General features: G+C 36.0%; 14 protein-coding genes. 4 read left to right on the top strand and 10 right to left on the bottom strand.

Annotated elements, in window-relative coordinates; genetic code table 11:
• Positions 1-32 precede the first annotated feature (32 nt).
• Complete coding sequence (locus ACYP5M_RS00595; protein WP_459734888.1) at positions 33-1,373, bottom strand: aminotransferase; 1,341 nt, start codon at positions 1,371-1,373, stop codon at positions 33-35.
• Positions 1,374-1,418: 45 nt separating this feature from the next.
• Complete coding sequence (locus ACYP5M_RS00590) at positions 1,419-2,876, bottom strand: CoA-acylating methylmalonate-semialdehyde dehydrogenase (protein ID WP_459734474.1); 1,458 nt, start codon at positions 2,874-2,876, stop codon at positions 1,419-1,421.
• A 413-nt stretch (positions 2,877-3,289) separates the two neighbouring features.
• Here ACYP5M_RS00590 and ACYP5M_RS00585 point away from each other — a divergent pair, with 413 nt between their 5' ends.
• Positions 3,290-3,511, top strand: a complete 222-nt coding sequence (locus tag ACYP5M_RS00585) for a hypothetical protein (RefSeq protein ID WP_434169195.1) — start codon at positions 3,290-3,292, stop codon at positions 3,509-3,511.
• A 51-nt stretch (positions 3,512-3,562) separates the two neighbouring features.
• Here ACYP5M_RS00585 and ACYP5M_RS00580 read toward each other — a convergent pair whose 3' ends face one another.
• From ACYP5M_RS00580 to ACYP5M_RS00565, 4 genes are all read right to left on the bottom strand, one after another.
• Complete coding sequence (locus ACYP5M_RS00580; RefSeq protein WP_434169194.1) at positions 3,563-4,255, bottom strand: SDR family oxidoreductase; 693 nt, start codon at positions 4,253-4,255, stop codon at positions 3,563-3,565.
• A 362-nt stretch (positions 4,256-4,617) separates the two neighbouring features.
• The gene (locus ACYP5M_RS00575) at positions 4,618-4,734 is read right to left on the bottom strand and encodes a hypothetical protein (protein ID WP_434169644.1); all 117 of its coding nucleotides are present in this window, start codon (positions 4,732-4,734) and stop codon (positions 4,618-4,620) included.
• A 385-nt stretch (positions 4,735-5,119) separates the two neighbouring features.
• Positions 5,120-6,601 carry an alanine/glycine:cation symporter family protein gene (locus ACYP5M_RS00570; protein ID WP_434169193.1) on the bottom strand — a complete coding sequence of 494 codons (1,482 nt, stop codon included), beginning with the start codon at positions 6,599-6,601 and terminating at the stop codon, positions 5,120-5,122.
• A gap of 503 nt (positions 6,602-7,104) precedes the next feature.
• A complete protein-coding gene (locus tag ACYP5M_RS00565) occupies positions 7,105-8,748 on the bottom strand; it encodes a PucR family transcriptional regulator (protein WP_434169192.1) in 1,644 nt (547 codons plus the stop codon).
• 546 nt (positions 8,749-9,294) lie between these two features.
• Here ACYP5M_RS00565 and ACYP5M_RS00560 point away from each other — a divergent pair.
• On the top strand, positions 9,295-10,176 hold the full coding sequence (locus ACYP5M_RS00560) for a LysR family transcriptional regulator (RefSeq protein WP_434169191.1): 882 nt from the start codon (positions 9,295-9,297) through the stop codon (positions 10,174-10,176).
• Between the two features lie 317 nt (positions 10,177-10,493).
• On the opposite strand, the gene ACYP5M_RS00555 is transcribed toward ACYP5M_RS00560, so the two are convergent.
• On the bottom strand, positions 10,494-10,829 hold the full coding sequence (locus ACYP5M_RS00555) for a hypothetical protein (protein WP_434169189.1): 336 nt from the start codon (positions 10,827-10,829) through the stop codon (positions 10,494-10,496).
• Between the two features lie 420 nt (positions 10,830-11,249).
• Between ACYP5M_RS00555 and ACYP5M_RS00550 the strand changes: the two genes are divergently transcribed.
• A complete protein-coding gene (locus ACYP5M_RS00550) occupies positions 11,250-11,642 on the top strand; it encodes a DUF2306 domain-containing protein (RefSeq protein WP_397314553.1) in 393 nt (130 codons plus the stop codon).
• Between the two features lie 504 nt (positions 11,643-12,146).
• Positions 12,147-12,545, top strand: a complete 399-nt coding sequence (mscL, locus tag ACYP5M_RS00545; protein WP_459734473.1) for a large conductance mechanosensitive channel protein MscL — start codon at positions 12,147-12,149, stop codon at positions 12,543-12,545.
• Positions 12,546-12,806: 261 nt separating this feature from the next.
• Here mscL and ACYP5M_RS00540 read toward each other — a convergent pair whose 3' ends face one another.
• From ACYP5M_RS00540 to ACYP5M_RS00530, 3 genes are all read right to left on the bottom strand, one after another.
• On the bottom strand, positions 12,807-13,757 hold the full coding sequence (locus tag ACYP5M_RS00540) for a sugar phosphate isomerase/epimerase family protein (RefSeq protein ID WP_459734472.1): 951 nt from the start codon (positions 13,755-13,757) through the stop codon (positions 12,807-12,809).
• A gap of 374 nt (positions 13,758-14,131) precedes the next feature.
• Positions 14,132-14,446: a DMT family transporter gene (locus tag ACYP5M_RS00535; protein ID WP_459734471.1), complete on the bottom strand. Its 315-nt coding sequence runs from the start codon at positions 14,444-14,446 to the stop codon at positions 14,132-14,134.
• A 30-nt stretch (positions 14,447-14,476) separates the two neighbouring features.
• Positions 14,477-14,806 carry a DMT family transporter gene (locus ACYP5M_RS00530; protein ID WP_101221540.1) on the bottom strand — a complete coding sequence of 110 codons (330 nt, stop codon included), beginning with the start codon at positions 14,804-14,806 and terminating at the stop codon, positions 14,477-14,479.
• Positions 14,807-14,825: the final 19 nt, after the last annotated feature.

The raw sequence follows: 14,825 nt of genomic DNA, 5'->3' as shown, positions 1-14,825 counted from the left end.
CATCGTTTTATGTGGTATCGACATACTCTTATTTAAAGTTGAAAGATACTTTCTGTTAACGTTTTAACTATAAATGTAAAATCATCTTCCGTAATGCTCAATGGAGGAGAGAGTTGCAAAACATTGTTATACCCTGCAACCGTGTCGCCATTTTTCCCTACTAACAAGCCTTTTTCTTTACAAAGCTGTATCACTTTGTTCATTTTTCCGACTCCAGCCGGCTCTTTTGTTTCCTTATTTTCAACCAGTTCAACCCCTAGTAGAAGACCTTTCCCGCGTACATCACCCACATTCGGATGCTTTTTTAATACTTCCAGCTCCTTTAACAGCCTTTCGCCTAACTCTCTGGAACATTCAATGAGGTTTTCATTCTCCATGATTTCCAGGTTTTTCAAAGCCAAGGCACAGGCAGCTGGATTTCCTCCAAACGTGTTTACATGGCGAAAGCGGTCATAATCATCTGTGCCTGTATAGGCCTCATAAATCTCTCTTTTTACAGCTGTTGCCGATAAAGGAAGATACGCACTGGTAATTCCTTTTGCCATTGTAATAATATCTGGTTTGACGTCATAGTTCATAAACCCAAATGCCTTCCCTGTCCGACCAAATCCGCAAATGACTTCATCACAAATAAGCAGCGCACCATGCTTCTCACAGATTTCTTTTACTTTTTTCATGTATCCATCTGGAGGCATTAGTATTCCACCTCCAGTGATGATTGGTTCCATAATCACACCAGCAACTGTTTCGCTTAGCTCCCATGTCATAACACGGTCGATTTCATCAGCACTTGCCAGTGTTTGGGCATCTTCTGGATTGCGATACGTATCAGGCGGTGCAACATGCAAGAAGCCTTGCCCTAATGGCTCATATTTATACTTTCGCTGCGCCTGGCCAGTTGCTGCAAGAGCACCCATTGAATTTCCATGATAAGCGCGATAGCGTGAAATAAACTTATAACGCCCCTGCTCCCCTTTTTGCTGGTGATATTGACGGGCAATTTTAAACGCTGTTTCGTTAGCTTCCGATCCGCTATTGGAAAAGAAAATAACGTAATCATCACCAAGCCATTCATTCAATTTCTCTGCTAATTTAATAGCTGGAACATGACTTTGCGTTAAAGGGAAATAGGGCATTTCCTGAAGTTGTTCAAAAGCCGCTTCGGCAAGTTCTTTCCGGCCGTATCCTACATTTACACACCACAGGCCGGACATACCATCTAAATAACGGTTGCCGTCAATGTCCGTCACCCATGCTCCTTCTGCACTTGTGGCAATTATATTTGCCGGATTAGAAGCCGCTCCCTTCATCGCATGCCAAAGGTACTTTTCATCTGTTTTCTGTAGGTTTTGCATTTGTTCGGTTATTTGCACAATCATCCGCTCCGTTCCATTCTTTTATGGTTTTAAATCAAATTTTTAGTAACGGGCAGTAAGCATTTTCTTTCGAGTATAGAATTCCACTCCGTCTTTTCCATTTGCATGAAGATCGCCATAGAAGGATTTTTTATAGCCCGAGAACGGGAAGAACGCCATAGGAGCAGGAACCCCAAGATTTACGCCAAGCATGCCTGCATCAATTTCTTCACGGAATTCACGAATGGCTTTTGCACTGTCTGTATATAAACATGCGCCATTTGCGAACTCAGACTTGTTTGTCAGTTCAATGGCTTCTTCTAAACTGTCCACTCGAACAATCGACAGTACCGGAGCAAAAATTTCGTCCTGCCAGATTTTCATTCCTGTTTCTACATTGTCAAAAATCGTAGGTCCAACAAAGTATCCCTGCTCATTCCCTTCATCGTTTCTTCCATCACGAATTAAGGAAGCACCTTCCGCCTTGCCAATTTCTATGTAACTGAGCGTACGTTCTTTATGGGATTCACGAATGACAGGACCAAGAAACACACCTTCATCCATCCCGTTTCCTATTGTAATTTCATCAGCTGCTTTTTTAAGCCGATCGATTAATTCGTCCGCAACATCTCCAACTGCAACTACTACTGAAGCCGCCATACAACGCTCGCCTGCAGATCCAAAAGCAGCACCGGTAATATTCGTTACAGCGTTGTCCAGATCTGCATCGGGCATGACGATTGAGTGGTTTTTTGCTCCTGCCAGAGCTTGTACACGTTTACCGTTAGCTGCTGCAGTTTTGTATATATACTCAGCTACAGGCTGAGAACCTACAAAAGATACTGCTTTTATATCCTCATTTTCCAAAATTCCATTAACCACCTCATGTGCGCCATGGACAATATTTAATACCCCATCAGGAAGTCCTGCTTCTTTAAATAATTCAGCTAAACGATTAGCCAACAATGGTGTTCTTTCAGATGGCTTCAATACAAAAGTGTTTCCACATGCAATGGCAAGTGGGAACATCCAGCACGGAACCATCATCGGAAAATTAAAAGGTGTGATTCCACCAATAACGCCAATTGGATAGCGATACATGCCTGACTCAACACCAGTAGCAATATCAGGAAGTTGATCTCCCATCATTAAAGTAGGGGCACCTGCGGCAAATTCTACACATTCAATCCCCCGTTGTACCTCTCCGTATGCTTCGGCATAACTTTTTCCGTTTTCCAGGGTAATAATTTTTGCTAAATCCTCCCAATTCTCAACTAATAATTGTTGATAGCGAAACAAAATTCGAGCACGTCGAGGTACAGCAACTTTTCTCCATTTTTTAAAAGCTTCCTTAGCAGCCAAAACCGCTTGGTTTAATTCTTCACGAGTAGAAATTGGAATGCGGGCAATGATTTCTCCAGTTGCTGGATTTGGTACTTCCTCAATTTGCTCACTTGCCGATTCCACCCATTGTCCACCAATATAGTTCTTTAACATTTGAACTTCCTTCGTTAATTCCACTATTAAAACCTCCTATTTTATGAAAACTTAGTAATACCTTGAGCTCATTATATTGGTTATATAAATACAGACCATTAGACAAGGTGTAAAATATTCTGTCATTTTTTTCTGCATCATGAATACGAGTAGATGAAATTATTTACATATTGTCATAAAAAAAGAAACCCTTTTAAGGATTTCACAGAGTGTACAAATTTGGACGTTGATTGGAACGTAGGGCGCTCGCTTTCCGCGGGCGGTCCGGGAGCCTCCTCGGCGCACATGCGCCTGTGGGGTCTCCCTTGGACTCGCTATTCCCGCAGGAGTCTCGCACACCCGCTCCAATCAACTATTTTTAAAGTTTAGATAGAACTCCTTTTGCCTACAGTCTTTTTTGTTTTAAAATAGATCTATTAAAACTTGAGGTAATGAGGATGCTTTCGAAACATCATTCTATTCAACGAGATCAACTTGAAATGATTATTTTAGATCAACTGGTACCGGCGAACCTTTTGGTTGGTAAAATTGAGGCTTCCATTGTCTTCACTTTCATTTACGACTTGGTGAAAGATATGTATTCAGAGGTGTATTCGTATATAAATTACAGCTATGAAATGCCAGGCCTATCAACCTCTTACCTACAACAAAGATTTTGATAGAGCATCCCTTATCTTGAATATGGTAGAGAATTTATATTAACGCTTTCTTTAATATTTATCTTTATTATTTTTAATAATAATTTCTTCAACTGATGCGTATTTTCGCGGTTTGATACTTTCCATAATGACATCTGCAACATCATCCGGTTCCATAAACTTGTCTTCTGAACTAGCTCCCCCCCATAATTCAGTTTTCATATTCCCAATATAAGCTCCAAATACTCTAATCGCAGTATGCTCAAGTTCAATCGCTAAACTTTCAGTAAATCCTCTTGCGCCAAATTTACTTGCACTATAAACCGACTCAATAGCTTTTCCTCGCTTACCAGACAAAGAGACAATGTTGACAATATAGCCTTGATTTCTCTTTTTCATGTCGTTTAATACTTCTTGAGTACAAAAGATGGTTCCTTTTAAGTTTATATCAATCATTTGGTGGATGGATTCTTCACTTAAATTTTCAGTCAAATCAAAGATCCCAACTCCTGCATTGTTAATTAATAGATCAATTTGTCCAACTTCTTCTTTAATTAATTGCATGACTTTTGCTACATCACTTTTAGATGAAATGTCTACTTCATAAATAGAATGATTATGGCTTAATGTTTCAGCTGTTCGAATAAGTTTTGTTTGAGTTCGTCCAAGCAAACATACATGACAGCCTAGATCAGAATATTTTTTTGCCAATGAAGCACCCAATCCACTTCCAGCCCCTGTAATCACAACAACATGAACATCCATTTGAATTCTCTCCTTTTCCTAGTAGGAATTGTAATAGCTCTCTTTAAAGGAAGATACTTATTAAAATTCCGTTCATTTACCTCCTTTGTTAGGAACAAAATGAACGGGGGAAATACCATAATGATTAGTAGTAATATATTGAGACAACTAAAATAACAATTCAAAGTACAAAATGGTGCTTTTTATGGGAAAAGAAAGATAAAAAGGGTTTAAGTGAAGTATGTTTAATCCTGACAGCAGTTACTATATGTAAAAAGGAATGAAGGAATTGCCCCAAAAAATGACTAGAAGGGAAACAATTCATCTCCCTCTAGGAAGCCGGGAGTATGGGTTTTCCCATCGGAAATGATGACTGAAAAACTTTAGACAACAAGCCAGTTTATTGAGCTTGCACTGCACAAGTGGAAGAAATGCGGCTTCACTTTGACCAGCCGGCCGCCATTGAGCTCGCATTTATACGCCAGAAACTGGCGGAACATTCCCCATTCTACATGAATCGAATACAGGGTCTTTTCCTTCTTTCTTCTGTCTTTCATAATAATCATGTAAAATGTATTCCCTCCAGTTGATTTGACGGTAATACTTTTATTGTAATTTACAATTTGTAATTAATTTTAAAAAAATGTCATTTTTAAAAAACTCAGCTGCTTTTTATGGAGATTTATAAATATGCTTATTCAACCATCTCTCTCAAAAAAATCGCAAGCAAGCATATAAATCAAAAGAGTGAACTTTTCACATGAAAAACATACCTATAAAAAACAATAGACCTAGAAAAAATGATCGATAATTAAATCAAAAAAAGAACAGATTCGTTTCTAAGAAACGTCTGTTCAAAGTGATCTACAAATGATTATACTATTACTACACTGATAATTTATCTTGTTTTGCTGGTATATCTTGCTCGACTTTCCCATATTCTTTTTCCCAAAAGTCCGCTCCTTTAATCCCTAACTTTACAGGGTCAAATACAGGATTTTCTCCTTTCTTTTTCTGCATTTCATAATCCTTAAGTACCTTTAATGCTGTCTTTGTAAGAAAAAAAACAACAGTGAGGTTTAACCAAGCTAGCGCCCCTGTACCTAAATCTCCCATTGCCCATACTGTGTCCGCTGTTTTAACACTACCATACAGTACAGTGGCTAGTAAGGTCACTTTCAATAGGTGATTTGGCCAAATTGATTTTACTTTTAAATACTGTCTAAGATAGGCAAGGGTTGTTTCTGCTTTATAATAATAAGAAGTAAGTGTTGTAAAGCAGAAGAATAACAGAGCAATCGCAAGAAAACCGGCACCAAATTGAGGGAAAACAGAATCAACTGCGAGCTGAGTATACATAGATGGTGCTACGTTTCCAAGTTTATTCGTAATAGGCTCCATCCCTTCTGGTTTTACATCATACATTCCTGTAACCAGAATCATAAATGCCGTTGAAGTACAGATCAAAAAGGTATCAATATAAACAGAAAATGCTTGAACTAATCCTTGTTTGGCTGGATGAGATACCTCTACGCAACCAGATTCAAACGTTTCACTACCTAAACCAGCTCCATTTGCATAAATTCCTCTTTGAACTCCCCATGCAATTGCAGCCCCTATTATCCCTCCAAAAGTCGCATCTAAACTAAAAGCACTATTAAAAATCAAGGAAAGAACACTTGGAATTTTAGCATAATTCAAAGTAAGAATGATCACGCACATGAGGACATAACCAGAAGCCATAAAAGGAACTACGATTTCAGAGTATTTGGCTATTCTCTTAAGGCCGCCAAAAATTATAGTCCCTAGGAAAATAACCACGAAGATTCCAGTTATGATTGGTGTTATTCCAAAAGCGTCATTCAATGCCAATGCAACTGTATTGGCTTGTACCCCGGGCCATAAAAAACCCATGACAAACAATGTTAAGATTGCAGAAACGACGGCAAACCACCTCATGTTTAATCCTTTTTCAATATAAAAAGGAATACCCCCTCTATATTCACCATCAATTTTGCTTTTGTATACTTGGGTAAGAGTAATTTCGACGAACGAAGTAGCACTTCCTAAAAATGCTGCAAACCACATCCAGAAAACAGCACCTGGTCCCCCTAACGAAATAGCAGTAGCTACACCTGCAATATTACCTACACCAATTCTACCTCCCAATGACAAAGCTAATGATTGAAAAGAATTTACCCCAGCCTTAGAACCTCCGCCTTCAAAAATTAGCTTAATCATCTCTATAAAATACCTTACCTGTACAAAACGTGTGAGAATTGAATACATCAAACCTATTCCTAGAAGCAAATAAACTAAGACTGGACTCCAGACATAACCATTTAACCAATTAACAATGTCACTCATCGAAATCCCCCTGTACAAAGATCAATTTTTTGATACGTATTCCTATTCAAAATTACGGGGTTTCACCCCACCGTAGATTGAATATTCCGGAATCTCTCTATAAAACCTCCTATTTATGAATGAGATTATTATATTGTTTATATAAATACAGACCATTGGACAAGGTGTAAGATATTCTGTCATTTTTTTCTGCATCATGAAAGAGTGTGGATAAAAAGTTATTTACAAGTTGTCATAAAAAAGCTTCTTTCAAAGGTTTTAGTAATTCTGCAATCCTTCTTTTTTAAAAAGACACAAAACAATCAGTCTGTCTTAGCTGCTATTAGAACTCATTCTTTTAGAGGTATCATTCACTTAGTTGTTTAAAACATCATTTGTATCTAAATGATGAAATAGATCTTAGCGTTTTATATCCTCTTCAGCATTGCTCAAAAAGCTAAAGGGTAAAGAGTGCTACCATGCTATAGGTTTTCTTGCTTCCAAATAATACAAAAGACCTTAGTTTAATACAATCGGTTAACCACCCGCGGAAACGTAGTATTTTCATATTCAGACTTAGACTGAGAAGCAGAAATATATTCATAAGAGGAAATGGCAACTTCTATGGCTTGACGTTTATATGGATCCATGAAATCCCTTCCAATTAATTCATATAATTTTTCGAGTCGATGATACAGGGTTTGACGTACAATGTGAAGTTGTTCGGCGGTTTCTTTTTTTGCACCTTTACATTGTAAATATGTTTTTAATGTTTTTAGTAATTCTCCACTATTCTGCTGATCTTGTGATATAACTGGACCTATATAATCTGTGATGAATTCGTTAAGGATTCCTTGATCATGAGCAGCTAATACCATCCGAAAAATATATAAATCTTCATAAAAAATACTGTTTAATTCATTGGGTATTTTTTCTCGAATATTCATAGTCTCTTTTGCTGAAGTATAGCTGTTTCTAACTTCGTTTAGATTAGTAACAAATTTACCGACGCTGAAACTGAGATCTGAAAATTTATATTTTTTAAAAGAGTCAGATTTTTTTAGAACTTCTATTCCTTCTTGTATTCTGCGCTTAAAGTCTTCTTTCTTCCATTTGTTTATAAGGATAAAAATAATTTGATTTTTCCCTATATCTGTCAATAAAAATATACCTTTTTGTTCAAACATTGAACGACAGTAGATTTTTATATAGTTAAATTCTGAACTTACTTTTTCTATGTTATCTGCTTTGCAAAGTAAAACCGTGTAAGTATTGGATTTGAGATTAGGTTCAAGCTCTGAAAGATATTTTTGAATCTGTTCAGCGCTATTTTCCCCTTCAAGCCAACGCCGTACCCATTCCGCTTCTTTAGTTTTTCTCTGTTCTTCAATATATAATTCACGCAAAAGGCTTTGTGCCAATGCTATAGCACTGCGATCTAGGATGAGGGATTCAAATTCTGTTATGGAACCCGATTCCGAAAAAACAAAGAGATCAGCAAAAGTTTGGTTTAAAGCCTGTACAGATTGATGTGCCACACTCATATGTTTTGATATGTTGTTACTTTTAAACAATTGTATTATTTTCTCTTCCTCTGCTCTTTCCTTCTTAGAAATAATTTCAATTTCACCTTGATTGGTAATATATAAAACTGTTAATTTTAAATGTTCATGTATTAACTGGAGAATTCTTTGTTGTGGGTTTGCCGAAAGAAGAAGCTGGTTTAACCTATTTGAGTAATCTTCTAAATCAGTCAAAATTCTATAATGCTTTTTAATCAAGAGGCTATGTAATTCCTGTGTAATGTCAATAAAGCGAACTTTTTTCTGAAAAACGATTAAGGGAAAGTCATTTGTATTGGCTAGTTGTAAAGCGGCTTCTGGTATCTCGGAGATGTATGTTCCTAACTCAATACAAAGACCAGCTGCGTTAGCATCAATGGATTGTTGAATTAATGAAGTAAAAGTATTTTCACCTCTTTTCCATCCAACCCCTGTAGATAGAATCAATTCATTCCCATTCAAGAGGCTTTCAATTGAATCTACCTCCATAACATGGACCCATCGAACTAGCCGATCAAGTCCTCCTTTGCCAGCCAAAACCTTAGCACTTGCAAAGTGTTTATTTTTTAAAATTTCATTTACAGATAATTTAACTTCAAAGTTCATTGACAACTTCCCCCTTTAGTTTTAAGCAAGCAATAACCATTCTTTTCCCCTCACTGAAGTTGTCTAAAAAACCTTTCAATATTCCTCCCACACTTTGAATAATTAGCATAAAAAGTTGGATGAAACGTAACACAATGTTATCTCTTCTTAACTATAAAAACATTATATTCTGAAAACTAAACTCCCATCAATATTCTTGTCATATTTTCTGACACCATTTTTTCAAAAATCTATTTGAGTAATCATAGAAGTGACATAAAACCTTATTTATCAACGTTTATATATTTTCAAAAAGAGAGCATCCATAATTTAAAAACAAAATATTTATCACTAATACAGACCTGTATTAAAGCGCTTACAATTATCTCAAAATAGTTTTAACGAAATACTTTGCTAACTCTTAATAGTCTTGCATTCTACCTTACAGAGTAAAATTTTCATTAAAGTAAAATTGATTACCTTAAGTATAAGAAATCATTATGAATTAGTAAATTGAATGTTTATAATAGTAAACATGAATTAATTCGATAGATGAGGGAGAATTAAATGACACTTAATCGGTATGAAGCCTTTAATGCTGTTGTGGAATCGGGAAGTCTGACAGGAGCTGCAAAACTTTTAAATTTAACACAATCAAGTATCAGCCATGCAATTTCTAGTTTGGAAAACGAATTAGGTTTTTCTTTACTTACACGAGGGAAAGCGGGGATTTTTTTAACAAGCAATGGTGAACGCATGCTTGAATATATTCGGGATATTCTAATCCTGAACGATAAAATGAAACAAGAAGCTTCAGAAATAAATGGTATAGAAACAGGCGTAGTCAGGATAGGTACCTTTACAAGTGTTGCTGCACAATGGCTGCCTTTTATTATAAAAAAGTTTCAAGATGCCCATCCAGGAATCATCGTAAAGTTATTTGAGGGTGATTACCTTACCATAGAAAATGAGGTTTCAACCGGAGGCATAGATTGTGGATTTCTCACTTCACCTATCACAAAATCGTTGGAATTTCTTCCTTTAAAAAAGGATAAAATGCTTTGTATCCTGTCAGATCAGCATCCTCTTCATACATCAAATACTATTTCTTTTGAACAAATTGAAACTGAGCCTTTGATTATGCCCAAAAAGAGCTGGGGCAATGAGATAGAGCAAATTTTTAAAAAGAATAATATAAAGCCTAACGTACTATTTGAGGTATCGGATGATCAGGCGATTATTGCAATGGTACAAAATAATTTAGGCATTAGTATTAGACCTGAAATGACTTTGTCGGGCATTCCTGCCAATATTGGTATTCTTAATTTAGAAATTGAATCTTTTCGCTTTATAGGCCTTGCTGTAAAACCGAATATGTCACCTGCAACTAAAAAGTTTGTTGATTGTGTCCACTCATGGTTAAGTGACAACAATTTACTTGATTTTTAACATTATAGCGTCTTTTCGCGAATAAAATTAAATGACTCAAAAAGGGGGGTACCCTTTTCGAGCCACTTAATTTTATTATAATCTGAGAACGTGCACGGAAATTAAGTCGTACAGACGAAAATTGGAGCAGCTAAATTTGAACTAGCTTAGAGATTTACGAATTCTGCAGACTAGAAGATTAATCTGATAGGGCCGTGATATACTGAGAATATGGAAAAAAACTTACCTCTAAGTTGGCGTTAAAGCTTACCTTAAGTGAAGAAGAAAATATTTCACGAATTACAAAGGAAATTTTTTCAAATTAAATACTATACTTTTCATTTTAGATATGTTTCAAGTTTCTCTTTATCAAAAACAGAAATCCATGGTAAATCCTGATTGACTTCATTAATACCTGGTTGGATAACGCGGCTATTTAAGAGGTCACAAATACAATCATTTATTAATTGGATATCCTGGTCTGATATTTTCCGGTTATATGTAGCGGCTCCTGTTTGTGTGTTCATCCCCCCTATCAAGCCTCTTTGATTTAATGAACTCCTGATCACTTCTCTGATAGCCTCTAGACTAGTCAACGGAAATACATCAAGGTGCTTAACAATCATTCTAAAAATATCCTCTCTAGATAAATCCTGTTCAAAATGTTGTCTCAAATAATCCACCCCCATTTGTCAAAACATTCTCCAAATGAAACGTAAAATCCTCCTTTTTCCCTAAAAAGGACGATACACAATTCCCTTTTGTGTACCGCACTGACCCTTTATTCCAAATATAGAAATTAACACATAAAAACCAGATTCACTGACGATTTTCCGCAACAAATACAGCGCCTGACCGTTTTGCAAAGGATGCTTCATTGTATAGAAACTCATCTGCCATAACTGAATTGATTTTTTCTTTGAAAATTAACATTCATATTTTTGGTAAATATTTGTATTATAATAAAATAAATATTTAATCTGTTACATTTTGATAAAGATTATTTAACGAAGGGAAGATTGCTTATCTTTAAGACCATTCTGTTCATTCACATTTGCGCTGGAGCAATATGTCTTATTAGTGGAATAGGTGCTATGTCTTCAAAGAAAAAAAGAGGTATGCATACAATTTGTGGTGAAATTTATCACAGTGCATATGTTGTAGTCTTTGTCACATCCCTGACTATGGCAATATTGAATTGGGAAAGCAGCGCATATTTATTTTTCATTGGAATATTTTCATATTCTTTCGCATTTATAGGCTATGTAGCTGGTAAGAAGAAATGGAAAAACTGGACTGTATCTCATATTAGCGGGATGCTCGGTTCCTATATCGCTATTTGTACAGCAATTCTTGTAGTAAATGTATCCAATATAACTATCTTCAATGAATGGAACCCATTAATTTTTTGGTTTCTTCCAAGCATTATAGGTTCCCCTCTGATATTGTTGGTTGGAAAGAAGTATAAAAAATCCAATTCGATCTAAGTTCAGTCCAAATACCTCATATTAACAAAAACCATTTAACAAATCCCAAAACAAAAAACCCTTCTCAATTAAGAGAAGGGCTTTTAACAATGGAGGAGTACCACTTAGGGGGTAGTACAATAATATAATTATCGCCAAACGAATACATTTATATTCACCCCCTTCCTCAAGTTGGTGAAAACGGCCTTACGTGACATTGAAAATTGACGCCTTAGTCGTTCCCACTCTGCCCTTCCATTACTTTTTTGCTTTGTTCCATGACCTTTCTTAAATCCTTCTTCAATAAGACGTTTTATTATAGCGGCTCTTTAATGGTTTCGAATGGAAAATAGCGTTTTATCTCCTTTGATCGGAGTGTCGTGATTGGCATTATATTAACGGATTCAAATGATTAAACGGATGGATGGTCCTATCTTTTGAATTATGGATGCCTCTTACACTATTTAATTTTCACCATGTTTCTGATATGCTTTTATCAATTGAAATAAGAAAGGTGTAGTTACAATGTTAAAGGAATTCAGGGAATTTATTACCAAAGGAAACGTTCTCGATCTTGCGATAGCTGTAGTAATGGGTGCTGCTTTTGGAAAGATCGTTTCATCACTAGTAGATAATATTATCACACCGCTAATTGGAATTTTATTAGGTGGGGTCAATTTTTCTTCGTTATCTATCACAGTTGGAAAAGCAGTTGTTCAATACGGTAAATTTGTCCAAGCTGTGATTGATTTCTTGATCATTTCATTTGCGATTTTCATGTTTATGAAGATAGCGAATTCTCTTATTAGAAAAAAACAAGCGAACGAGGAAGAGGTATTGGAAGCGGTACCGGCATCCGAACAATATTTAAAGGAAATCCGTGATTTTTTACAAAAAAATTCACGGCAGGATGAAACATCATAAGTATAATACTGAATCAGTAAAAGGGTAGAAATAGCCAAAAATTCACTAAAGAATTATATAAAGCCCCTCTCTTAATTGAGAGGGGCTTTTTAATGTCATAATGAACTACGTATCCGTTACTATAACAAGATAGGCGACACTTATTAAATAACAATCAAAAGAGGCTCTCTATCAACCCAATAGCAAGTATTAGCTGGAACTGCTGTAATAATTTTTATTATATGAACAGAATTATACAACACCCCTGCTTCTACATATTATTTATCGGCAATATTTATCCCGTAAGGCAAGGGTATACTTAACCGATTGTACTGTACCTTTTTCTTGATCTTCAATCATTTGTTCTAAAAGTTCTTTTGGAGGATAATAGTAATCTAATGGTTTAATGACTTTTAAATCATATGGAGGTTGTTCGACTTTGAAAGCTCCTTCTCCAACCGCAAAGACTCCGCCAGCACCAAGCTCTCTCTTAAAATTGATGGCATATGGAAAACACATTTCAACGTTGGCTCTAGTTAGGGTAGATTTCTCAACAAGTATTTTAAAACACTCTTCTGTATCAATATTGCCTGTCCCTACTGGTACTCCACATACCCTATAATCCTCGCCATCATGAATGATAATATGATCTTTAAAATGGGTTGTGAATGCATATGGCGCTAATTTTCTTACAGCTTCAACTGGATCCTCCCATGCCATCATTCCGTTGCCCACATCACAATGAGCGCTAACCCAAGGGTTGTTGACTTCATTTATTATTTGAATAACCTCATCTGTTAACTCTTCCTCATGATTTTCCACAGCTAGTTTTATCCTGTATTTCTCCAATAATGGTACAATCTGTTTAATATCTCCTGGTGCTTTTTTCAATCTTTCCGGATCATACTCTCCTAAGCATGTATACGTGCGAATCACATCCGCTCCGATTCTATGTGCTGCCTCAATGACCTTTTTTAGATGTTCCGGATCGCTTCCATTTGTGTCTATTTCAGCGAAAAATCCATACTTTTGAATTTCTTTTCTTACTCTCTCTAAATATTCCGGCTCAAATGATTCTAATGTACCCCATCCTGACAACCCTGGCCATGGAACAATATTGATCATGACTCCGTCTAATCCCAATTCAGCTGTTTTTCTGATAAAACCGAAAATATCCATTCGACCCGTAATAAATTGCAAGTGATAGCTTTCTGTTTCTAATCCAATTTTCATTTTTTCCCCACCTTTAATTAAGCATTTAGTTTTTTTTTGTTTACGATTTTAACTAAGCTGCTTATAATAAAACTTTTGACACCGAACGCAATCATTGACAAAAGACAAGTCTTTTGCCTTCTATTCCTGGTGATTGATTCAAAATGCTTCCATATAGAATAAATGAAAACATGGAAGGGGCATATCCAACTAAGCAGTCTGCTATAGAAACTGTTGCACCGCTTACATAACATTTTGGTTAATTTGCTAATCAATTTGAGAATTTATGGAAGAAAACACTTCTTTACCTATGGACCCTAAATAGAATGACTCCCACACCTTACGGGAGTCAACTATTTGTCTAAAAATTAAGGTCGTTTTTTTTAAGTTTAATGTCAAGAAGTTATTTTGATTCCTATAGCCCCTGCAATGATACACATAATGAATAGGTTTAATCTTAAACTTCTAGGTTCATTAAAGAAAATCATTCCTGCTAAAACACTTCCAACAGAGCCGATACTTGTCCATATTGCATAGGCAGTCCCGACTGGAAGAGAAGTTAATGACAAGGATAGAAAATAAAAGCTTAAACTCCCCAAAAAAAGACACGCTACAGAAGGGAGCAATTTTTTAAAGCCGTCTGCACGTTTCAGGCTTATAACACTATCGATTTCGGCAAATCCGGCAATAATAAGAAAAAACCAAGCCATTGAATCATCCCCTATATCAGTTCATTTCCTTTAATGTTTAGGCTCTGCTGGATTGACTTTTATTCCAATCATCCCCAATATCATTAATGCCATAAAAAATACTTTCAGTGGATTAATGGTCTCACCCAAAAAAAGCATCCCAGTTACTACAGTTCCCACCGTTCCCAATCCAGTGAAAATGGCGTAACCAGTTCCTAAGGGTATTGAATGTAAAGCTTTTGAAAGTAAAAAGAAACTAAAGATTATAATAACTACCGTAACAATACTAGGTATAATTTTGGTGAATCCGTGTGAATATTTAAGACCGATCACCCAGACAATTTCCAAAAGTCCTGCCATTATGATATATATCCATGCCATTTTATCGCTCTCCCCTTTG

Source organism: Peribacillus sp. N1 (assembly GCF_054600815.1).
This window is presented reverse-complemented; position numbering and strand designations above follow the sequence as displayed.